The 21721-nt window shown below is 61.1% G+C and carries 25 protein-coding genes; 19 read left to right on the top strand and 6 right to left on the bottom strand.

Annotated features, from left to right (window positions below; genetic code table 11):
* Nucleotide 1 precedes the first annotated feature (1 nt).
* The 5 genes from CK627_RS14515 (at nt 2) to CK627_RS14495 (ending at nt 5899) form a co-directional block, all read left to right on the top strand.
* Nucleotides 2–592: a sigma-70 family RNA polymerase sigma factor gene (locus CK627_RS14515; protein WP_095592701.1), complete on the top strand. Its 591-nt coding sequence runs from the start codon at nt 2–4 to the stop codon at nt 590–592.
* Complete coding sequence (locus CK627_RS14510) at nt 585–1328, top strand: DUF3379 domain-containing protein (RefSeq protein ID WP_017764402.1); 744 nt, start codon at nt 585–587, stop codon at nt 1326–1328. Before CK627_RS14515 ends, CK627_RS14510 begins: the two co-directional genes overlap by 8 nt.
* A 410-nt stretch (nt 1329–1738) precedes the next feature.
* Nucleotides 1739–3037 carry an outer membrane protein transport protein gene (locus CK627_RS14505; RefSeq protein WP_005301224.1) on the top strand — a complete coding sequence of 433 codons (1299 nt, stop codon included), beginning with the start codon at nt 1739–1741 and terminating at the stop codon, nt 3035–3037.
* Nucleotides 3038–3290: 253 nt separating this feature from the next.
* A complete protein-coding gene (locus CK627_RS14500) occupies nt 3291–4547 on the top strand; it encodes an OmpP1/FadL family transporter (RefSeq protein ID WP_010633887.1) in 1257 nt (418 codons plus the stop codon).
* 128 nt (nt 4548–4675) lie between these two features.
* Nucleotides 4676–5899, top strand: a complete 1224-nt coding sequence (locus tag CK627_RS14495; protein ID WP_017779737.1) for an EAL and HDOD domain-containing protein — start codon at nt 4676–4678, stop codon at nt 5897–5899.
* On the opposite strand, the gene CK627_RS14490 is transcribed toward CK627_RS14495, so the two are convergent.
* Nucleotides 5896–7059: an acetyl-CoA C-acyltransferase gene (locus CK627_RS14490; RefSeq protein WP_095593512.1), complete on the bottom strand. Its 1164-nt coding sequence runs from the start codon at nt 7057–7059 to the stop codon at nt 5896–5898. The genes CK627_RS14495 and CK627_RS14490 overlap by 4 nt on opposite strands.
* A 121-nt stretch (nt 7060–7180) precedes the next feature.
* Here CK627_RS14490 and CK627_RS14485 point away from each other — a divergent pair, with 121 nt between their 5' ends.
* Nucleotides 7181–7576, top strand: a complete 396-nt coding sequence (locus CK627_RS14485) for a MerR family transcriptional regulator (protein ID WP_005301228.1) — start codon at nt 7181–7183, stop codon at nt 7574–7576.
* A 58-nt stretch (nt 7577–7634) separates the two neighbouring features.
* On the opposite strand, the gene CK627_RS14480 is transcribed toward CK627_RS14485, so the two are convergent.
* Nucleotides 7635–8873 carry a dicarboxylate/amino acid:cation symporter gene (locus tag CK627_RS14480; protein WP_005301229.1) on the bottom strand — a complete coding sequence of 413 codons (1239 nt, stop codon included), beginning with the start codon at nt 8871–8873 and terminating at the stop codon, nt 7635–7637.
* Between the two features lie 269 nt (nt 8874–9142).
* Between CK627_RS14480 and ppnP the strand changes: the two genes are divergently transcribed.
* The 3 genes from ppnP to CK627_RS14460 all read left to right on the top strand — a co-directional run bounded on the left by ppnP (nt 9143) and on the right by CK627_RS14460 (nt 12659).
* Nucleotides 9143–9427 (top strand): pyrimidine/purine nucleoside phosphorylase, encoded by a 285-nt coding sequence (gene ppnP / locus CK627_RS14475; protein ID WP_010633884.1) that lies wholly within the window; start codon nt 9143–9145, stop codon nt 9425–9427.
* A gap of 202 nt (nt 9428–9629) precedes the next feature.
* Nucleotides 9630–11012: an L-serine ammonia-lyase gene (locus CK627_RS14470; protein WP_005301231.1), complete on the top strand. Its 1383-nt coding sequence runs from the start codon at nt 9630–9632 to the stop codon at nt 11010–11012.
* A gap of 276 nt (nt 11013–11288) precedes the next feature.
* On the top strand, nt 11289–12659 hold the full coding sequence (locus CK627_RS14460) for an L-serine ammonia-lyase (protein WP_005301233.1): 1371 nt from the start codon (nt 11289–11291) through the stop codon (nt 12657–12659).
* A gap of 163 nt (nt 12660–12822) precedes the next feature.
* On the opposite strand, the gene CK627_RS14455 is transcribed toward CK627_RS14460, so the two are convergent.
* Entirely contained in the window at nt 12823–13782 is a 960-nt protein-coding gene (locus CK627_RS14455; RefSeq protein ID WP_095592700.1) for a lytic murein transglycosylase, read from the bottom strand.
* Nucleotides 13779–14060, bottom strand: a complete 282-nt coding sequence (locus CK627_RS14450) for a YcgL domain-containing protein (protein WP_017764394.1) — start codon at nt 14058–14060, stop codon at nt 13779–13781. The genes CK627_RS14455 and CK627_RS14450 overlap by 4 nt, the downstream gene beginning before the upstream one ends.
* Nucleotides 14061–14167: 107 nt before the next feature.
* Between CK627_RS14450 and minC the strand changes: the two genes are divergently transcribed.
* From minC to CK627_RS22865, 6 genes are all read left to right on the top strand, one after another.
* Nucleotides 14168–14878, top strand: coding sequence for a septum site-determining protein MinC (minC, locus tag CK627_RS14445; protein ID WP_005301245.1), 711 nt, complete (start codon nt 14168–14170; stop codon nt 14876–14878).
* 18 nt (nt 14879–14896) lie between these two features.
* Nucleotides 14897–15709, top strand: coding sequence for a septum site-determining protein MinD (gene minD, locus CK627_RS14440; protein WP_005301248.1), 813 nt, complete (start codon nt 14897–14899; stop codon nt 15707–15709).
* 2 nt (nt 15710–15711) lie between these two features.
* On the top strand, nt 15712–15978 hold the full coding sequence (minE, locus tag CK627_RS14435) for a cell division topological specificity factor MinE (RefSeq protein WP_005301252.1): 267 nt from the start codon (nt 15712–15714) through the stop codon (nt 15976–15978).
* Nucleotides 15979–16176: 198 nt separating this feature from the next.
* Nucleotides 16177–16503, top strand: coding sequence for an HI1450 family dsDNA-mimic protein (locus tag CK627_RS14430; RefSeq protein WP_005301255.1), 327 nt, complete (start codon nt 16177–16179; stop codon nt 16501–16503).
* A 53-nt stretch (nt 16504–16556) separates the two neighbouring features.
* The gene (mtgA, locus tag CK627_RS14425; RefSeq protein WP_017784788.1) at nt 16557–17264 is read left to right on the top strand and encodes a monofunctional biosynthetic peptidoglycan transglycosylase; all 708 of its coding nucleotides are present in this window, start codon (nt 16557–16559) and stop codon (nt 17262–17264) included.
* A 303-nt stretch (nt 17265–17567) separates the two neighbouring features.
* Entirely contained in the window at nt 17568–17891 is a 324-nt protein-coding gene (locus CK627_RS22865; protein ID WP_005301259.1) for an HI1450 family dsDNA-mimic protein, read from the top strand.
* A gap of 43 nt (nt 17892–17934) precedes the next feature.
* Here the strand turns inward: CK627_RS22865 and CK627_RS14415 are convergent, their stop codons facing one another.
* Nucleotides 17935–18246, bottom strand: coding sequence for a DUF1289 domain-containing protein (locus CK627_RS14415; protein WP_095592699.1), 312 nt, complete (start codon nt 18244–18246; stop codon nt 17935–17937).
* Entirely contained in the window at nt 18247–19122 is an 876-nt protein-coding gene (locus CK627_RS14410; protein ID WP_019840419.1) for a CvfB family protein, read from the bottom strand. It abuts the gene before it with no gap.
* 212 nt (nt 19123–19334) lie between these two features.
* On the opposite strand from CK627_RS14410, the gene CK627_RS14405 reads away from it, so the two are divergent.
* The 4 genes from CK627_RS14405 to CK627_RS14390 all read left to right on the top strand — a co-directional run bounded on the left by CK627_RS14405 (nt 19335) and on the right by CK627_RS14390 (nt 21717).
* Nucleotides 19335–20549, top strand: coding sequence for a UPF0149 family protein (locus CK627_RS14405; protein WP_095592698.1), 1215 nt, complete (start codon nt 19335–19337; stop codon nt 20547–20549).
* A gap of 169 nt (nt 20550–20718) precedes the next feature.
* The gene (locus tag CK627_RS14400) at nt 20719–21189 is read left to right on the top strand and encodes a MarR family winged helix-turn-helix transcriptional regulator (RefSeq protein ID WP_005301279.1); all 471 of its coding nucleotides are present in this window, start codon (nt 20719–20721) and stop codon (nt 21187–21189) included.
* Nucleotides 21186–21374: a DUF4250 domain-containing protein gene (locus CK627_RS14395; protein WP_017764386.1), complete on the top strand. Its 189-nt coding sequence runs from the start codon at nt 21186–21188 to the stop codon at nt 21372–21374. Before CK627_RS14400 ends, CK627_RS14395 begins: the two co-directional genes overlap by 4 nt.
* A 163-nt stretch (nt 21375–21537) precedes the next feature.
* Nucleotides 21538–21717 (top strand): hypothetical protein, encoded by a 180-nt coding sequence (locus CK627_RS14390; protein WP_017779728.1) that lies wholly within the window; start codon nt 21538–21540, stop codon nt 21715–21717.
* Nucleotides 21718–21721: the final 4 nt, after the last annotated feature.

The following is a 21721-nucleotide window of genomic DNA, read 5'->3' as shown; positions in this document are numbered from 1 at the left end:
GATGGCTTTAGGATTTTTCAGAAAAAAAGGCGCCACGGTCGGAAAGGATCCCACGACCTCTCCGGTCTATGGAGGTATGGCCGACAAACAAACCAAATACGAAGCCCTGGTGCATGCCCTGCACGGGGACATCTACCGCTACGCCTACTGGCTGTGCCGGGATCCGCAAGTGGCGGAAGACCTGGTGCAGGAGACCTTCCTGCGCGCCTGGAAGGGGATAGACACCCTGGTGGATAACAAGGCCGCCAAGGCCTGGCTCATCACCATACTGCGGCGGGAGAACGCCCGGCGCTTCGAGCGCAAGCAGTTCGATCTCGTCGATCTCGACGAGCACCCCCAGAGCGATCAGGAGGCGCTGCACAGCGAGCAGGAGATGGAGAACGAGTGGCTCAGACGCCACATCGCCCGCCTGCCGGCAGAATACCAGGAGCCCCTGCTGCTGCAGGTGCTGGGAGGCTTCAGCGGCGACGAGATCGCGGCGCAACTGGGGCTCAACAAGAACACCGTCATGACCCGCCTGTTTCGGGCCCGCAACCAGATCAAAGAGGCCATGGAGTCAACGACCCAACAGAGAGGACACACCAATGGATGAGCTGGAATTTCGCCGTCGGGCCATAGCCCATCCACATGAGCAGGATCCCGCGTTTCTCGAGCAGGCCCAGCGCTCCCCCGCCAACCGCAAGCATCTGGAAGAGATGAAGCAGCTCGATCGCAGCCTGCAGCGGGCGATGGAGGTCGAGGTGCCGGCCGGCCTGGCCGAGCGCATCCTGCTCAGGCAGGCACTGGAAGCAGATCAGGAGCAGGTGGTGCCCCTGCCGGTGCGCCCGCACAGCAACTGGCGTGCGCTGGCGATGGCCGCCTCGGTCGCCTTCCTGCTCGGCATGAGCACCCGCTGGCTGAGCTGGCCGCAGGCCACCCCGGACGAGCTCTCGCTGGCCCAGGTCGCCATGGCCCACGTCTATGGCGAGGAGCCCTTCATCAAGGATGTGGACGAGCAGGTGAGCCTGCGCACCATCAACGCCAAGATGGAGAAATATGGCGCCACCCTGATGGGCATGCAGGGGCTGAAGATCACCTATGTCAACCACTGCTCCTTCTATCAGGGGCCGGCGCTGCACATGGTGCTGCAGGGCAAGATGGGCCCGGTCACCCTGTTCCTGGTGCCCAAGCATGTGCCGCTCACCCTGCAGCCCACCTTCGAGGATGGTCAGCTCAAGGGGGAGATCCTGCAACTCAAGGGGGCCAACATGGTACTGATCGGTGACATGGAAGAGCCGCTGGCACCGGTGGCGCAGCAGCTGGAATCCCGGCTGCACTGGTCGATTTAACAGGTGTTAACGCAATCCTGACCCGAACGACCTCGGGTCAACCCAACGGGCAGACCAGACAACTTGGCTGCCCGTTTCCGCCCTTATCCCCCACGATTTGCCGCCATTTCCGGCTCATTCACGGCAAGTGCCGAAAAATATTTTTGTGATGCAGATCGCCCTATGTGCGTGTTTTTTATCCAATAAATGGTAAAAGAGACTATTTATGCGGCACATTCAAACAAATGATTAACACTCCAGAAACTTTTATGTATTCTGCTGTCACTGGTCTGATTTCTTACCTCCTACCAGATCCATAGAATCACGCCAGAATTGAATGGGAAGAAGCTGAAATAACAACAGATCTTGTCACATACGGAGGCAAAAAAGCCCCGATGCTGACAGAAAATCTGCCTACAAGAGAGAACACTATGACAACTGCCTTTTTCAAAAAGAGCCTGATCGCTGCCGCCGTCACTCTGGCCAGTACCCAAACCTTCGCCGCCGCGTTTCAGCTGAACGAACACTCAGCCTCCGGTCTGGGCCGTGCGTACGCCGGGGAAGCCGCCGTGGCAGACAACGCCTCCGTGTTGTCCCGCAACCCGGCAGCCATGACCCAGTTTGACAAGATGGCGTTCTCCGTATCCGGCACCTACATCAAGCCGGACGTGGATGTAAATGGTGACATCTATGCAGGTTCCGCCAAGATGGCCGGCGCCAGCGAGAGCGGCATCGCACCGAGCGCCTTCGTGCCCGCCACCTACTTCATCCAGCCGCTGAACGATCAGTGGGCCTGGGGCATCGGCCTGTTCTCCAACTACGGTCTGTCGACCGAGTACACCGAGAACTTCAACGGTGGCTCCATTGCCGGCAACACCGAACTGCTGACCTTCAACATCAACCCGAACATCGCCTACCGCGTCAACCAGCACTTCACTTTCGGTGCCGGTGTGAACCTGGTCTATGCCAAGGCTGAACTGAACCGCCGTGCCGGCGTGCTGGCCGCCGTGCCGCCGCTGAGCAGCGTACCGGGTGTCGGCAAGGACACCATCGTCAGCCACCTGAAGGGTGACGACTGGGGTTACGGCTGGAACGTGGGCACCATGTTCGAAGTCAACGAAAACAACCGCTTCGCCCTGACCTACCGCTCCCAGGTGGATCTGAAGTTCAAGGGTGACTACCAGGGTACCTCCTCCGGCTTCAAGACCGTCGGTGGCGAGCTGCCGCTGGATCTGCCGGCCCAGGCCGAGTTCGCCGGTTACCACCGTCTGAACCAGCAGTTTGCGGTGCACTACTCCGTCAACTGGACCGACTGGAGCGCCTTCCAGGAGCTGAAGGCCACCAGCGGTCAGTGCAACAGCACCGACGGTGCCGGTGTCTGCCTCTACAAGCCTGAGAAGTTCAAGGACTCCACCCGCTACTCCCTGGGCGGTACCTGGTACGTCAACCCGTCCTGGGAAGCGCGTATCGGCTTTGCCTACGACAACACCCCGATCGAGCCGGAATACCGCAGCCTGAGCATCCCGGACTCCGACCGCGTTTGGTATAGCGCCGGTGCCACCTACCACATCGACAAGGACATGAGCGTCGATTTCGGCATGGCCTATCTGGACGGCAAGAAAGTGGACGTCAACGAGAAGCTGGTTGAAAGCAACGAAGCCCTGCGCTGGAAAGGCACCTCCCACGGCAACGCCTTCCTCGCTTCCGCTCAGTTCAACATGAAATTCTGATCATCAGCGAATTAACCAGAGCGCCTGCGGGCGCTTTTTTTTTATGCTAACTGCCTTTTTCAGCGTACACCTGTAGCAAACAACTGTACGCTTTTCTTTTTTTATCAAGCTATTAGCAGCACATCCTCCAGCATTTAATCCCGTTTTGAACCACCTGCCTCCGCGCCCGTTGCCTTACTGGTCGTACCATATAAAATCCTGCATTCAATCAAAAAAACGTTCGAACCCAAGGTTCACTTTCAAGGACAATGCAATGCACTCCATCATGAAGCCGTCTCTCATCGCCCTGCTGGTGCTGTCGAGCCAGGCCCAGGCGGCAGGTTTCCAGCTGGCCGAGCAATCCGCCACCGGCATGGGCCGCGCCTTCGCGGGCGAAGCCGCCATCGCCGACAATGCCAGCGTGCTCTCCCGCAACGCCGCCGCCATGACCCGTTTCGATACCATGGCCTTCTCCGGTGGCTTCATCTACGTGCACCCCGATGTCAACATCGAGGGCACCACCCGGGTGCCGACCGCCAGAGGGCCGGTCGACCTGGATGCGGCGGCCCACGACATCGCCGATGATGCCTGGGTGCCCAACGCCTACCTGATAGTGCCGCTCAACGATCAGTGGCGCCTGGGGCTGGCCGCCACCTCCTATTACGGGCTCGGCGTCAAGATGCCGGACAACTACAATGCCGGCCACTTCGGCAACGTCTCCGACATCAAGACCGTGGATCTGGGCGCCTCGCTGGCCTATCGCGTCAACCGCGTCTGGTCCGTCGGGGCCGGCCTCTCCGCCATTCGGGGCGAAGGGGAAGTGGGCGGCACCTTCCCCTCCAACAACCAGATCGCCAAGCACCTCAAAGGTGATGGCTGGGCCATGGGCTGGAACCTGGGCACCCTGCTGGAGCTGTCGGACGCGACCCGCATCGGCCTCTCCTATCGCCACGACGTGACCCTGAAGCTCTCGGGCGACGCCATCGGCATCGATCAGAACGGTCAGCCCTTCACCGATACCGGCAGCCTGGATCTGCCGCTGCCCGCCACCGCCGAGCTGGCCCTGTTCCATCAGCTGACGCCGGCGCTGGCACTGCACTCGAGCATCAACTGGACCAACTGGAGCAAGTTCGTACAGCTGGAGTCCGAGCTCGACCACCACGGCGTCATGCACATCAAGGACGAACACTGGAATGACAGCTGGCGCTATGCGCTGGGTCTGACCTACCAGCTGGCGCCGCAATGGACACTGCGCTCGGGCCTTGCCTACGACCGCAGCCCGGTGCCGGCAGATCGCCGCACCATCTCCATCCCCGACTCGGATCGGGTCTGGTACAGCGCCGGGGTGGGTTATCAGTTCGATCGCAACCTCTCGCTGGATCTGGGGGTGACCCTGATCGACGGCAAGAAGGTGGACGTGAGCGAAACCATGCAGCTCAAACCCGGCATCCCGCAGACCACCTCCACCTTCCAGGGCACCTCGGAAGGGGACGCCTGGCTGGCCGGCCTGCAGCTCAACTACCTGTTCTGATCCGGCGGGCCTCCTGGGCCCGTCTATTCAAGCACTATGCCAGTTATTGACCGTTTCTGGCCTTCACGCGCTGGCATAGTGCTCTGCTTCACAATAAAATCAATCCAGTACACCCGCTGGAGAGATGCATGTATTCCTACGTAGCAAGGCAGCCCATCCTGGATCGGGAGTTGAAGACCCACGCCTATGAGCTGCTGTTTCGCGACAGTCTGGATAACGTGTTTCCTCCCATCTCCTCCCAGCAGGCCACGGCCAGGCTGGTAGCCGAGCAGTTCCTGCAACAGAACATCGATCAGCTGCTCGGCGGTCGCCCCTGCTTCATCAACTTCCCCCACTCCTTGCTGCTGGAAGGACTGGCCGAATGCCTGCCGCCGGAGAAGGTGGTGATCGAGATCCTGGAAGACGCCGCCCCCGACGACGCCCTGCTGGCCAAGGTGAAGCAGCTGCACGAGCTGGGCTATCAGCTGGCACTCGATGACTTCACCCTGTCGCCGGACTGGGAGCGCTTCCTCCCCTACATCCACATTATCAAGTTCGATCTGCGCACCACCTCCCTGTTGCGGATCAAGGTGTTCATCCAGCAGCATCAACAGCTCAAACTCACCTATCTGGCCGAGAAGGTGGAAGACAAAGCGGAGTTCGAGCGGGCCAAGCGGCTCGGTATCGACCTGTTCCAGGGCTTCTTCTTCAGCCGCCCCGAAATGGTCAAGCAGGCCACCATGGAGCCAGCCCAGGTGGTGGTGATGCAGTTGCTCAACGTGGTCAACCAGGCCGAGCCGGATCTCAACCGCATCGAGCAGTTGCTGAGTCAGGACATCTCCCTGTCACTCAAGCTGCTGCGTTACGTCAACCACCTCAAGAGCCACGCCAACCCCATCTCCTCCTTTCGCCAGGCGGCGGTCTATCTCGGCCACACCCAGCTCAAGCGCTTCGTGACCCTGGTGGCCGCCACCAGCGCCGGCCAGGGCAAGAGCGCCGAGCTCTATCAGATGTCGATGATCCGGGCCCGTTTCTGCGAGCTGCTGGCCCATACCCATGCGCCGACCCAGGAGGCCCAGCAGGCTTTCATCACCGGCCTCTTCTCCCTGCTCGACGTCTTGATGGAGCAGCCGATGGACAAGCTGCTCGGCACCATTCCGCTGATCGAGGAGATCCGGGTCGCCCTGCTCGAGCGCAAGGGCAACCTGGGGTTCTACCTGTCGTTTTGCGAAGATTACGAGAATGCGAACTGGCAGCGGATCACCGCCAGAACGGCCCGGCTCGGGCTCAATGAAGAGAAGGTCAGTCAGCTCTATCTGACCGCCACCGCCTGGGTCAACCAGCAACTCCAGGCGATGGCGGAGACAGATTAACCCAGCTCGATGGCGACCGCGGTCGCCTCCCCGCCCCCGATGCACAGACTGGCGATCCCGCGCTTGAGGCCACGCTCGCGCAAGGCGTGGATCAGGGTCACCAGGATCCGGGCGCCGCTCGCTCCCAGCGGATGACCGAGGGCACAGGCGCCGCCGTTCACGTTCACCTTGTCATGGGGCAGCTTGCAGCCCGCCATGGCCAGCATGCTCACCATGGCGAATGCCTCGTTGACCTCGAACAGATCCACTTCGTCCACCTGCCAGCCCACCTTGGCCAACAAGCCCTCGATGGCCCCGATGGGCGCGCTGGTGAACTCGGCAGGCAGGGCCGCGTGGCTCTGATAACCCACCAGTCGTGCCAGCACGGGCACGCCGAGCTGCGCGGCGGTGTCGGAGCGCATCAGGATCAGCGCCGCCGCCCCGTCCGAGATGGAGCTGGCATTGGCCGCCGTGATGGTGCCCGTCTTGCTGAAAGCCGGCTTGAGCTGGGGGATCTTCTCGGGGCGCGCCTTGCCAGGCTGCTCATCCTCGGCCAACAGCAGAGTCTCTCCGGCCTTCACCGGCGCCAGCTCCGCCGCAAAGGCGCCGCTGCGCTGGGCCGCCAGTGCCCGCTCCAGCGAGGTGATGGCAAAGGCATCCATGTCGGAGCGGGTCAGCCCGGCGCGATCCGCGCTCAACTGGGCATAATGGCCCATCAGCTGACCTTCGTAGGCATCCTGCAGCCCGTCGAGGAACATGTGATCGAGCACGCTCTGGTGCCCCATCCGAAAACCGCTGCGCGCCTTGTCGAGCAGATAAGGGGCACGGCTCATGCTCTCCATCCCGCCGGCGATCACCACGTTCGTGTCACCGAGTCGCAACCCATCGGCCGCCAACATCACCGCCTTCATGCCGGAACCACACACCTTGTTGACCGTGGTGCAGGGGATGCTGTCCGGCAGGCCCGCCTTCAACACCGCCTGACGGGCGGGCGCCTGGCCGACCCCGGCACTCAGCACGTTGCCAAGATAAGCCTCATCGATCTGCTCCCCCTTGAGCCCGGCCTGCGCCATGGCTGCAGCAATGGCACAGGCACCCAGTTCGGGTGCGCTCAGGTTGGCCAGGGCCCCTTGAAAGGCCCCCATGGGGGTACGTTTGGCCGCAACAATCACGATATCCATCAATTGCACTCTCCTTGTTACATTGAGCTAACATATGCCGCTGCCGTCGCGGGAACAAGACTTGCGGGGCAGTTGACGTTTGGGTAAGGTGCCAGCCAGGATTGACAGTCAAGATAGCGCCATGAACCGAACCAAGGATGACAAACGGACCTACAGCATCAGCGAACTGGCCCGTGAATTTGATGTTACGACCCGAAGTATTCGTTTTTATGAAGATCAGGGACTTTTGAATCCAGCTCGTCAGGGGCAGACCCGGATCTACAGCCGTCAGGACAGAGTGCGGCTCAAGCTCACCCTGCGCGGCAAGCGACTGGGGTTCAGCCTGGCGGACATCCGCGATCTGTTCGATCTCTACGATGCGGACAAGAGCAGCCGTACCCAGCTGCAGACCATGCTTGGACTGGTGGCCGACAAGCGGGATACCCTGCAGCAGCAGCTGGAAGACATCAAGATGGTGCTGCTGGAGCTGGACGCCGCCGAGCAGCGCTGCCAGCAGGCGCTGGAGCAGCTCGGCTGAGGCAAACAGACAAGCATAAAGAAAGGGGCCCGCGGGCCCCTTGTTCATTGCAACTGGATTATTTGTTCCAGCGGTCCGGATCGTAATCCGGGCTGTAGCGGTCGACGATGACGGCGCAGGCCGCATCACCGGTGATGTTGAGGGCGGTACGGATCATGTCGAACAGACGATCCAGCGCAAACAACAGCGGCAGTCCCTCGATGGGGATCCCGGCGGCCAGCAGCACGGCGACCACCAGGAAGCTCGGGCCAGGTACACCGGCCTGACCGATGGCCCCCAGGGTGGCGGTCACTATGATGGCGGCCCAGGCACCCATGGAGAGATCGATCTGATAGACCTGGGCGAAGAAGATGGCGACCAGACCGTAATAGATGGCGTTGCCGCTCATGTTGATGGTGGCACCCAGCGGCAGCACGAAGGAGGCCGTGGCATTGCTCACCTTCAGCTCTTTCTCGCAGGTCTCCATGTTGACCGGCAGGGTCGCCATGGAAGAGGCGGTGGAGAAGGCGACGATCTGCGGCTTCTTCATGGCCGACAAGTACTTGCGCACCGGGGTGTTGGAGAAGATCATGACCAGCAGCGGATAGACCACGAAGCCGAAGATCAGGATGGCGGCCAGATAGACCACGAACAGCTTGATCACCAGGGTCAGCACGTCGAAGCCGTAGGTGCCGATGGCGTCGGCCATCAGGCCGAACACGCCGAGCGGCGCAATCAGCATCACCTTGTTGATCATCCAGACGAAGGCATCCACCAGGGTGTTCAAACCATCGACCAGCGGCTTGGCCCGCTCGCGGGGCTGCTTGGCCAGCGCGATGCCGAGGAACATGCAGAACACCAGGATCTGCAGGATGTTGGCTTCGTTGAGCGACTGGAAGACGTTGGTCGGGATCATCCCGAGCAGTGTGGCAACCGCATCGGGCAGGGCGCCCTTGTCGGAATAGTCACCGGAGAACATGGAGGCCATGGAGCCGAACTCGACCCCGATCCCGGGTTTGAAGATCTGCCCCATCACCAGGGCCAGCAGCACCGCCAGCGCCGAGGTGCCGAGGAAGAAGGCCAGCGTGGTGACGCCAATCTTGCCTGCTGCCGGGCTGGCCCCCAGATTGGCTGCCCCCGACAGGATGGCCACCGCCACCAGCGGGATCACCAGCATCTTGATGAGCTGGATAAAGAGCGTACCGAGCGGTGCGAACACGGTGGCTTGTTCACCCATGAACGCCCCCACCAGTGCCCCCAGCACCATGGCAACCACGACCTGGAAGCCAACGTTCTTAATGAGTCCTTTTGTTAACACAGAATGTTCCTTTATGTAGCAATTATTTACACTTTCCCAGTGCAATCAACCAAACAGGGGAAGAACAGCTGTCCATTCTCCTGAGCGCGCGCTTTATCTCATATTTATTGGCTGTTTGAAATCGCCAAATCGTTAACGGGAGTTATTGATAAGTTTGCAATAAAGTTAAGATTCAAAAGGAACACGGCGATTTTTCCCGCTTTCATCATGACAACTGACAAAACATTGTGCTATTTTGGCTTGGCAAACGTGCATACAGGGATGAAAACATGCTGAAAGTTAACGAATATTTTGACGGAAATGTAAAATCTATCGGTTTCGAGCAAAAAGGGGACAAAGCGACCGTCGGTGTGATGGAAGCGGGTCACTACCAGTTCAATACCGCCGCCCCCGAGCGGATGACGGTGGTCAAGGGTGCCCTTACCATCCAGCTGGCCGATGAAGATGAGTGGCACACCTATGAGCAGGGCCAATCCTTCGACGTGGCCGGCCACTCCTCCTTCAAGCTGGAAGTGAAGACCCCCACCGCCTATCTGTGCGAGTTCCTCGACTAAGCCGCAGACAAGCTGCAGCCCAAGTGGATAAGAGAGCGGACCCGAGTCCGCTCTTTTTCATCTGATCCCCTTCCCGTTTCGGCAACCCTTCGCCGTGACCCCCTCATTTGCGTGCCGCCATCACACCCCTCGGTTTTCCCGCTTTCCATCGACTACAAAAAATTTACAATATTTAGACGAAACCCATAATCGGAGTGGTGTCATGATCAGTGTCTTCGACCTGTTTTCCATCGGGATCGGTCCCTCTTCTTCTCATACCGTGGGGCCGATGCGCGCCTCTTACGCCTTTGTCATCGCACTCAAGCAACAGGGGCTGCTGCCCCGGACCGAACGGGTAGAAGTGGAGTGCTACGGCTCCCTCGGCCAGACCGGCAAGGGCCATGGCACCGGCAAGGCCATCATCCTGGGGCTGGCCGGTTTTGAACCCGAGTCGGTGGACATCGAGGCCATTCCCGCCTTCCTGGCCGAGGTGGAGCGCAGCCAGTCGCTGCGGCTGGCGGGGGAGCAGCCCAGCCAGTTCGCCCGCAGCGGCGCCATCATCTTCAACCGGCGCAAGACCCTGCCCGCCCACTCTAACGGCATGACCCTGCGCGCCTTCGCCGGTGAACAGCTGCTGTTCGAGCAGACCTACTACTCCATCGGTGGCGGCTTCATCATCGAGGAGAGCCACTTCGCCAACGCCAAGGAGGAGGCCGCCCGCTTCGATGCGGCCCACCCCGTTCCCTACCCGTTCGAGAGCGGCGCCCAGCTGCTGGCCCACTGCCAGGAGAGCGGCCTCTCCATCTCCGGCCTGATGTTGGCCAACGAGAAGGTGTTTCGCACGGAGGCCGAGATCAAGGCGGGCTTGCGCAAGATCTGGCAGGCGATGCAGGGCTGCGTCGAGCGTGGCTGTCGCAGCGAGGGGGTGCTGCCCGGCGGGCTCAAGGTGAAACGGCGGGCGCCGGCCCTCTATCGCCAGCTCAGCTGCGAGACCAATTTCAACAAGGATCCGCTGATGGTGATGGAGTGGGTGGATCTGTTCGCGCTGGCCGTCAACGAGGAGAACGCCGCCGGCGGCCGGGTGGTGACCGCCCCCACCAACGGTGCCGCCGGCATCATTCCCGCCGTGCTGCACTATTACGATCGCTTCGTGCGCAAGGTGGATGACGAACTGCTGCTGAGCTACTTCCTCACCGCCGCCGCCATCGGCATCCTCTACAAGAAAAACGCCTCCCTCTCGGGTGCGGAAGTGGGCTGCCAGGGGGAAGTGGGGGTGGCCTGCTCCATGGCGGCGGGGGCATTGACCGAGATCCTGGGCGGCAGCCCGGCGATTGTCGAAAACGCCGCCGAAATAGGCATGGAGCACAACCTGGGGCTCACCTGCGATCCGGTGGGCGGCCAAGTGCAGGTGCCCTGCATCGAGCGCAATGCCATGGGGGCGGTCAAGGCGATCAACGCCGCCCGCCTCGCCCTGCGAGGCACCGGCGAGCACAAGGTGTCGCTAGACAAGGTGATCAAAACCATGTGGGAAACCGGCAACGACATGAAGACCAAATACAAGGAAACGGCCCGCGGTGGCCTGGCGGTTAACATTACCGAGTGTTAAAAATCGGTAACTTGCTCCATTTGGTTCCTAAATACCCGGCATTGTCGGGTATTTTTATGGGCAAACGCTTAACAAAATGGATAAGCATCAAAATAAATTTTATACTCGCCGCTCTGATTCAACAAAAATAGATCTATTTCAACTTTTTTTGGGCTTTGAGCCGTTACACTGTGGTTATCTGGTTCATTGACCTCGGCGACGACGCCCTCGTCCCATGGATCACCCCGTTTCTGCGAGTGGGCATGGCGCCCCCTTCTATCCTGAGGTAATTGTTACATGATCAGCGTTTTTGATATCTTCAAAATCGGTGTTGGCCCCTCCTCTTCCCACACTGTCGGCCCGATGAAGGCAGCCAAACAGTTCGTGGATGAACTGCGTGCAGGCGGCAAGATCCGTGACATCACCCGGATCCAGGTCGATGTCTACGGCTCACTCTCCTGGACCGGTAAAGGTCACCACACCGATACCGCTATCATCATGGGTCTGGCGGGCAACCTGCCGGAAAATGTCGATATCGACGGCATCCCCGAGTTCATCTCCCGCGTCGAACAGACCGGTCGTCTGCCCATCGGCCTGCACTGCCATACCGTCAGCTTCCCGCGCGACGCCATGGTGTTCCATGACGAAGCCCTGCCGCTGCACGAAAACGGCATGAAGCTGACCGCCTTCATCGAAGATGAAGCCGTCTACAGCAAGACCTACTACTCCATCGGCGGTGGTTTCATCGTTGACGAAGAGAACTTCGGCAAGGGCGACAGCGGCGACATGTCCGTCAGCTACCCGTTCAAGAGCGCGGCCGAGCTCATCGCCCACTGCAGCCAGACCGGCCTCTCCATCTCCGCCCTGATGATGGAGAACGAGAAGTGCTTCAACACCCCGGAAGAGATCTACAAGAAGCTCGGCAAGATCTGGACCACCATGCGTGAAGGGATCGAGCGCGGCTGCCGCACCGAGGGCGTCCTCTCCGGCCCGCTGCGCGTACCGCGTCGTGCTGCGCCGCTATATCGCCAGCTGACCACCAACGAGAACCTCTCCAACGATCCGATGAACATCGTCGACTGGGTCAACATGTTTGCCCTGGCGGTGAGTGAAGAGAACGCGGCCGGTGGCCGTGTGGTCACCGCGCCGACCAACGGCGCCGCCGGCATCATCCCGGCCGTGCTGGCCTACTACGACAAGTTCATCCAGCCGGTTGGCCGTGACGACTACACCCGCTTCTATCTGGCTGCGGCGGCCGTCGGCATGCTCTACAAGATGAACGCCTCCATCTCCGGCGCCGAAGTGGGCTGCCAGGGTGAGGTGGGCGTCTCCTGCTCCATGGCCGCCGCCGGCCTGACCGAGCTGATGGGCGGCAGCCCGGAGCACGTCTGTGAGGCCGCCGAGATCGGCATGGAGCACAACCTGGGTCTGACCTGTGACCCGGTCGCCGGTCAGGTGCAGGTGCCCTGCATCGAGCGCAACGCCATCGCCGCCATGAAGGCGGTCAACGCCTCTCGCATGGCGCTGCGTCGCACCTCCAAGCCGCGCGTCTCCCTGGACAAGGTGATCGAGACCATGTACATCACCGGCAAGGACATGGACTCCAAGTACCGTGAAACCTCCCGTGGTGGCCTGGCCATCAAGGTGATGCAGGTTGCCTGCGACTAAGCAGATAACGGCAAATGCAAAAGGCGGGAATTCCCGCCTTTTTTATTGCCCATTATTTCCCGCTCATCACCTTCTTCATGGCGCCATTTCCCTGGGGCTGGCTCGCTAATTTCCGGGACCATCCTGCTGCCCGGCCGAGATTGATGGCCAGAGTACCTCAGGCTTATTCCACCAGGCGATCGGCCAGGGTCCCCACCGCCACCACGAAATAGTGGGAGCGATTCCAGTCGCGCAGCACCCGATAATTGGGATAGGCGAGATAGGCAGCGCCCCCTGCCCCGTCGGGTTGCACCAGCGAGGCCTGCATCTTCACCGCGGGCAAGGCGCCGCCATCTGCTTTGCGTACCCCGAGGGCCTGCCAGGCCGACAGCGTTCGGGTATCTTCAAGCCCGACCAGCGCAGGATCCAGACCGGCGGGCACCCTCACCCGGCGCCCCCAGGTTTCATCCCCATGCCAGCCGTTCTGGCGCAGATAATTGGCTGCCGAACCAAACACATCCGCCGGCGTCCCCCACAGATCCTTCTTGCCGTCACCGTCCTGGTCGACCGCGTATTTGCGGTAGGAAGAGGGCATGAACTGCACCTGTCCCATGGCGCCGGCCCAGGAGCCCTTGAGCTCGGCCGGGGTGATCGGCTCCTCTTCCAGCATGCGCAGGGCATCGAACAGCTGCCCCTTGAAGAAGGCCTCACGGCGCCCCTCCCAGGCCAGGGTCGCCAGCGACGAGACCAGCGGATATTTACCGGTCAATTTGCCGAAATTGGTTTCAATGCCCCACAGGGCGACAATAAAGCGGGGTTGCACATCATATTCCGCCCCTATTTTTGTGAGCAGCGGCAAATACTGACGATATAGCCGTTTGGCTTGATTGACTTTCCACTGCGGCACCGCGTTGGAAATATAAGTGGCGAGGGTCTGTTTAAATTCCGGCTGATTTTTATCGTGCCGAATGGCGACCTCGATCAGATGAATATCGGCGAAGGCGGCAGCAATGGTCGCGGGCTGGATCCCGGCGGCTAGGGCCTCCTGTTTGAGGCCCGTCACATAATGGTCAAAATCGGGGCTGGCCTGCAGCGGATGGCTCGACAATCCCCCCATCAGCAGCAGTGCCAGCCGCCTCTTCATTTCCGTTCGGCCTTCAATTGAGCCTTGTGCTGTTCCAGCAGGTTTTCCGGCGGAGGGGGCATCTGCAGATAGAAGCCCTGACTCTGCAGCGCCTCCATCACCCGGCTGGTGGAGGCGATCCCCAAGGGCTTGGCTGGGTCCAGTTTGGTCATCAATACCAGTTCGGGACGGCCGAATGTACTCATCAGCACCTCGGGTACGCGGGAAAAGTCCTCTCTTCTTTCAACAAAAAGATAGGTCTCGGCTTTTTTGCGACTTTTATAGACTGCACACAACATGGAAATTGATATAATCCAACCGGTTTATTGCCTCTGAGGATGGCAAACTATAACATCAGGAATTGAATAACAATAACGGATTACCGTCTCTGTCTCGGGGAAGATTCATGGTTGAGCGCGATAACGAATTGAAAGGGACCACCTTCACTATTTCTGTGTTGCATATCAGCGATGGCAAGCCTGAGCGGATCCGCCAGTTGCTGGCGGCCAAAGTGGCCCAGGCGCCCCAGTTCTTTAATTGTGCCCCCCTCGTCATCAATGTGGAACGGCTCACCGAGATCCCCGACTTCGAACAGCTCAAGGAGCTGGTGGAATCGGAAGACTTCGTGCTGGTCGGGATCACGGGGGCCCAGAACGAGGCGATGAAGACGGCCGCCAAGGCGGCAGGGCTGGCGGTGATGGCCTCCGGCAAGAGCCGCAAGGCCGAACCCCAGCCAGAACCGGCGCCGGCCCCCATCGTAGAAGCGAAACCCGTGCCGGCACCGGTGATAGCGAGCAAGGTGCATGTGGGCCCGGTTCGCTCCGGCCAGCAGCTCTATGCCGCCGGCACCTCGCTGGTGGTGCTGGGCTCGGTCAGCCCGGGCGCCGAAGTCATCGCCGACGACAGTATTCATATTTATGGCACTCTGCGCGGCAGGGCCATTGCCGGCGCCAAGGGCAACCCCCAGGCACGGATTTATTGCCAGCAACTGCAGGCCGAGCTGCTCTCCATCGCTGGCACCTTCCAGCTCAGCGATGCATTGCCGGCCGGCCTCATCCAGCAGCCGGTTCATGTCCGGCTGGATAACGAACAACTCCGTATAGACCGTATCAAATAGAGTTACAAGGAAGCGAGAATGGCGCGAATCATAGTCGTTACATCGGGTAAAGGTGGCGTTGGCAAGACCACAACCAGCGCGGCCCTGAGTACCGGTTTAGCCCAGCGTGGCCACAAGACAGTGGTCATCGATTTTGACATTGGCCTGCGAAACCTGGACCTCATCATGGGCTGCGAGCGGCGCGTGGTGTATGACTTCGTCAACGTCATCAATGGCGAGGCCAACCTCAACCAGGCCCTCATCAAGGACAAGCGCTGCGAGAACCTGTTCATCCTGCCCGCCTCCCAGACCCGGGACAAGGATGCCCTCACCCGCGAAGGGGTCGAGAAGATCCTGGATCAGCTGAGCGAGATGCAGTTCGACTACATCGTCTGCGACTCCCCGGCGGGGATCGAAGCCGGCGCCCTGATGGCGCTCTACTTCGCCGATGAAGCTATTGTCACCACCAACCCGGAAGTCTCCTCCGTGCGTGACTCGGATCGCATCCTCGGCATCCTGGCCTCCAAGTCCCGTCGCGCCGAGCGTGGCGAAGACCCCATCAAGGAGCACCTGCTGCTGACCCGCTACTGCCCGACCCGCGTCAACCGCGGCGACATGCTGAGCGTACAGGACGTACAGGAGATCCTGGCCATCAAACTGCTCGGGGTGATCCCGGAGTCCCAGGCGGTGCTGCGCGCATCCAACTCCGGCGAACCCGTCATCCTGGACAAGGAGTCCGATGCCGGTCAGGCCTATGAGGACGCCGTTGCCCGCCTGTTGGGTGACACCAAGGATTTTCGTTTTCTGGAAGAAGAGAAGAAGGGCTTCTTTAGCCGACTGTTCGGGAGTTAAGCATGTCATTATTGGATTATTTTCGTTCCAACAAGAAACAGAGCACCGCACAACTGGCCAAAGAGCGGTTGCAGATCATCGTGGCTCACGAGCGTTCATCCAGAGGGGGGCCGGATTACCTGCCCCAGCTCAAGCAGGATATCCTCGACGTGATCCGCAAATATGTGGAGATAGACCCTGACAAGATCACGGTCCAGCTCGACAAGAAGAGTGATGAGCTGTCGGTACTCGAGCTCAACATCACCTTCGCCGACGACAAGAAGGGATGAGCCTGACGCCCTATGCGTGACCCTTTCCCCCAATGAAGACCGGATCCTGCTGCCAGGATCCGGTTTTTTATTGCCGCAACCGGGTCAAGGGCGCTGCTACACTCGCCAAGCCCGTGGGGGACGGCTAGAATACGGCGCGCCACCGTGCGGCCGGGCCGTCGGTGTTTTTCTTTATTTATCAGCTGGAACAGACCGCTTATGTCTTTGAATGACGAAATGCACAGCGTCGAGGAACTGCTCGACACCGCCCTCGAACTCTTCATGGAGCTGGCCTCCGACAACCTGCCGGAGCAGGAGATCGCCCGCTTCAATCAGGAGTTCAACGACCGCGGCCTGCTGGCGGAAACCGATCCGGCCGATGACTGGGAAGCGGACGTTGGCTTCGAGGTCAGCGACGCCGAGTACGCCGAGATCTGGATCGGCCTTGGCAACGAGCAGGAAGAGTACGAGCACCTGTTCGCCCGCATGCTGCTCTCCCGCCGTGTTGACGAGAAGTTCTGCCACATCGAATGGCTGCCCCAATAATTCCGGATCCCGATGATCCGAGTCACTACATCTGGGAGTCGGAGCCAGAGCCCGTGCGGCCCAATCCGGCACGGCGCCTGCTGAACTGGCTCGGCAAGCTGCTGCTGGCAGCCCTGCTCAGCACCATCGTCTCGGTGGCGCTGCTGCGCTTCATCGATCCGCCCATGTGGACCTGGCGCATCGAGCGGGCGCTGTTTCCCCCTGCCAAGGTGGCCGAGGTGAAGCACGACTGGGTGCCGCTCGAGCAGATCTCCCGCGAGCTGCAGCTGGCGGTGATCGCCGCCGAAGATCAGCGCTTTGCCGAGCACAACGGCTTCGACATGGATGCCATCAGCTCGGCGCTCAAGCACAATCAGCACAGCGAGCGGGTGCGCGGCGCCAGCACCCTCAGCCAGCAGACCGCCAAGAACCTCTTCATGTGGAGCGATCGCAGCTTCCTGCGCAAGGGGATCGAGGCCTGGTTCACCCTGCTGATGGAGCTGGGCTGGGACAAGTCCCGCATCCTCGAGGTGTACCTGAATATCGTGGAGTTCGGGCCCGGCATCTACGGCGCCGAGGCCGCGGCCAGACACTACTTTGGCAAGCCGGCGATACGCCTTACCCGCTACGAGGCGTCACTGCTGGCGGCGGCCCTGCCCAACCCCTGGCGCTACCGGGTCAAGCCCCCCTCGCCCTACGTCCAGCAGCGCTCGGCCTGGATCCGTCGCCAGATGGGCCAGCTGGGGCAGGTGACCCTCAACAAGGTGCATCAGGCAGACTGATGCCTGATGGGTGTCGGGCTTGTTCACGATGCGAGCCCGGCCTCGTCGGTGGAGGGCCCCAGGTGCCCGCCCACCGTGCCCCGATGCAGCGGCAGGTAGTGCCACCACCAGGTCTCCCGCCGCCGCTTGATCTGCTGCCGTCTCGTCCGCCGTTTCATGCCCGCTCTCCCTTGCCCTGCCCCTCTTCAACCATACCCAACTCCGGCCTGCCTTGCCCGGCGCTGGCGCCCCCTTCCCACTGGTCTGGCCGCCACCGCCAATAATTGTTACAGTAGCGAACCTCGATGTATCTGGAGTGATTTCATGGAACAGCGTACCCCGGATCAGCTGGTCGAATGGGCCTATGATCAGTTTCTTGAGCAGGCCGCAGACATGCTGGCCCCCGAACAAATCGTCGACATCACCCTGGAGTTCGAACAGCGTGGCGCCGTCGAGGCGACCCTGCCCAATGCCGACTGGTCAACCGAACTCGGTGTGCCGGTGGACATGGAGCGCTGGGTCGAAGTGTGGGTGGGTCTGCTGGACCATCAGGAGGAGTTTGAGGTGATTTTCGCCACCTTCCTGCTGCCCCGTCATAGCAACGAGCACGATGTTCACGTGCGCTGGCACCGTCAGCAACAGGCATGAAAAAGGCGCCCTCGGCGCCTTTTTCTTTTGCGGTGATCATTGCTCAAGGCCGGGCCGCGATGGCCTTCGCCAGACAGCGCCGGCACCAGCAGGCATCGGCCTCCCCCATGGGCAGGGCCGGCAGCTGGCTGCACCAGCACTCAGCGATGGTCGCACCGGCCGACACGGCGCAAAAGGCCGGTTCACCGCAGCCGGGGCAGTGATGGGTGCTGGTGGTACCATCCAGCTGCGCCATCACCGCCAGCTGGGCCTCGCTCGCCATGGCGGACCAGCGACCAATCTCGGTCAGGGTACGGCCGCAGCCAAGGCAGAGACCGTCTTTCGCCCGGCACGCACCGACGCAGGGGCTCGGCACTTATTCGCCGCCTTCGCGCTGATCGTCGCCCGTCAATGTGATGCTGTAGTCATCGATGACCAGCTTGCCCTGCTTGTAGAGGCCGCCGATGGCCTTCTTGAAGGTGCCCTTGCTCATGCCGAGCAGCTTGTAGATGAGCTCGGGTTCGCTCTTGTCACCCACCGCCAGGCTGCCGCCCTGCTTCTTGAGGCGGGCCAGGATCTGCTCGCCGGCATCGTCCAGCCGCGCCACACCCGGCTTTTGCAAGGTCAGATCCAGCTTGCCGTCATCACGCACCTGCTTGACCCAGGCGGTCAGCGGACGGCCCGTGGTCACCCGGCCGAACACCTCGTTCTTGAACAGCATGCCGGAGTACTCGCCATTGACGATGGCCTTGATGCCGAGCGGCGTGCGCTCGCCTGGCAGGGCAGTCACTTCGTCACCGGCCTTGAAGGGGGGCTTGTCGGTGCGCAGGAACCGCTCGAGGCGGCTGGTGCCCACCATGCGCCCCTCGTGATCGAGCATCAGCCGCACCAGATAGACATGGCCCACCTGCATCGGCTTGTTCTGCTCGCGGCTTGGTACGAACAGATCCTTCTTCATGCCCCAGTCGAGGAAGGCGCCAATCTTGTTGGCATTGACCACCTTGAGGCCGACGATGTCGTCCACCATGGCAAACGGCTTGTCGGTGGTGATCACCGGCTCGCAGTCGGCATCCAGATAGAGGAAGACCTTGACGCCATCCCCTTCCGCCACCCCTTCCGGCAGTTGACGCTTGGGCAGCAGCAGCTCGCCGTACTCTTCGCCAGCCGCCAGCCAGGCGCCCCGATCTTCGAGCTCGACTACGGTAAGGGTGTTCATCTTGCCAATCTGTAGCATGGTGTTCTCTTCTTTCATTGTCCGGATGGCCAATTTTTCATTGCCTGTATGGGCGCGCATGTTACCCCAAGAGCGGTAACAGGGCCTAGTCCCTTGCCCTGTTCGCGGGTGATTTTCAGGGCCTTTTGGCCGGGTCGTGTCCATATAATCGCCAGTCAGCCGCCCTTTTGCTGCAAATAACCCCACTTTTGGGTAGACTTCGCCGCTGTCAAAATCCAGAGGAACTGTCGATGAATCCATCCACTCGTACCCGTCATCTCAATCAATGGATCCAGACCCACAGTGGGCAGGACATGACCTACCCGGCGCTGCACGGCTTTTTGTGTGCCCGCCTGGTCGGGCCGGATGCCCCTGACTGGCAGGCCCCGCTGGCCGGTCTGTTGCCCCATGACGCCGAGCTGGATGAAAAAAGCGCCGAGGCGCTGCGCCACCTGATCGCCGAGCTGGAAACCCAGGCCGATGAGGCCCAGCTCGCCCTGCCGAGCCAGTGCCGCCTCTCCACCGAGAGTCCGGAGCAGGTGTTCGAGCAGAGCCACCCCCTCGGTCAGTGGTGTTACGGCTTCAGCCAGGGCTTTGCCACCTGGCCCAAGCCCAGGGACCTGAACGATCCGACCACCCAGTACCGTTTCAGCCTGGCCGCCGAGCTGAGCCTGTTTCGCGACAAGCCCATGGCGCAGATGCTGCACGCGGCCGCCGGCAGTGACCTCCCCTTCATGGAGTTCTGCAAGCGTCAGCGCCAGAACATGAAGACCGCCCTCAACCAGCTGCTGCAATTAGATGAGTATCAGGCCGTGCCGAGCACGGAGCAGGCGCTGGACAGCCAGCAGGCCGAGCAGTGGCAGCAGTGGTTTGAACTGGCCGATGCCAGCCGCGATCCGCACAGCCGCCTCGGCTGGTTTGACAAGGTGATCGCCGACGCCGAACCGCTGTTTGACGCCGCCTTCTGGCAGCAGATTGCCGGCCATGGCTGGAGTGCCCACGAAGCGCGCCCGCTGCTGGCCGCCCGGGCCGGGCGGGCCGACTGCCTGCTGCGCCTCGGCCAGCTGGAACAGGCGCGCAGCGAGTATCTGGCCCTGCTCGAGCTGTGTGTGGCCGACGAGCTGGGTTGCCGTTATCCCCTCTCCAGCCTCTATGCCCTGCAAGGGGACTGGTCGGCCCTGCAGGCTCTGCTGGTGCGCTTTGATGAAGCCTCCAGCTGGCTGCTCTACAACAAGGCGCTGATGACATTTGTCTGCGCTGGCGCCGAGGCCGCGCAGCCGCTGCTGGCCGCCGCCATCAAGGCCAACGCCCATGTGCCGGCCTGTCTGCTGGGCCAGCGCAAGCTGCCCAAACAGGAGCCCCACAGCTGGCAGGCGGGCAGCCGTGACGAAGCGGCGCTCTACACCCTGCAAAGCCGCGAGGCCTGGCTCAAGCACAACGCCCTGCTCTGGCTGCGCAAAGGCTGAGCCGGCGACAGTAAAACCAGCTTCGAATAGACCCGGTTGCGGCGGATGACGTGCGCAACCGCACATTTCTCTGGTACTTGTTCAGACAAACGGCCCTGTGTTACGTATCATCAAGGTCAAAGTATCAAGAGAAACTGCACCCGATGCAGCCGTCACAGCAGGATGTCATATGTCAAAGATCATAGAGCTGCTTGCCCACTATCCCCCCTATCAGCTGGTACACGCCGCCGAGATGGTGCGCGATACCTTCGAACAGTTTTACCAGCAACGCTATCAGCTGACGGTGCCTCAATGGCGCCTGATGATGGTGCTCGGCCCCCACTACCCCATCAGCCAGAAAGAGCTGGTGGAGGCAAGCGGGATGGACAAGGTACGGATCTCCCGCGAAATTCACCGGCTGGTGGAAAAAGGGATCCTGTTCACCGAGAGCAGCGAGCACGACAAGCGGGTCAGCCTGGTCTCCTTCACCCAGGCGGGGCTCACCTTGTTCCAGCAGCTCAAGAGCGAAGCGGGCAGCTGGCAGCACACCCTCACCGACTACCTGCCGGCCGAGGCGCGCCAATCCATCCGTCTGCACCTGCAAAGCGTCAGCGATGCCATCGAACAACTTCACCTGCTGGATAACGAGCGACCCTCATGAACCTGAACAACTTTGCCACCATGGACGTCAACATGCTGCTGAGCCTGGTCAACATGCAGCTGCGTGATCGCTACGATGATCTCGATGATCTCTGCAAGGCGCAGGATCTCGACAAGGCGGCGCTGGTCGCCCGGCTCGCCAGCGGCGATTTCCACTATCAGGAAGATCAGAAGCAGTTCAGATAGGGATCCGGATCACAACCCGGCCCATGCCGCTGGCTCCGGCGGCAAAAGCTGCTATGGTGATGGCTACCCCGGTCAACTGACCTTCGGCAAGAGGTATGGATACATCTTGCTGTCACAGACCGCGGTTAGCCTTCTCTTCACCAGCCGTAGCCAAGGATGACCCATGATGTTTCTGACCCGTCCCGCCAGCCTGATCACCCTCTGTGCCTTGCTGATGATCAGCCTCCTCTCGCCCCGCCTGCCAGACAGCGCCGAACAGTGGCTCACCACCCTGCTGCTGGGCTCCCTGGTGGTGGTCTGCCTGATGGTCGGCAGCGGCTGTCGCCGCTTTCTGCGGGATTGACCTG

The sequence above is a fragment of the Aeromonas dhakensis genome (assembly GCF_002285935.1).
GTDB lineage: Bacteria > Pseudomonadota > Gammaproteobacteria > Enterobacterales > Aeromonadaceae > Aeromonas > Aeromonas dhakensis.
Note: the sequence above shows the minus strand (reverse complement) of the source record. Positions and strands in the feature narration are given on the sequence as shown.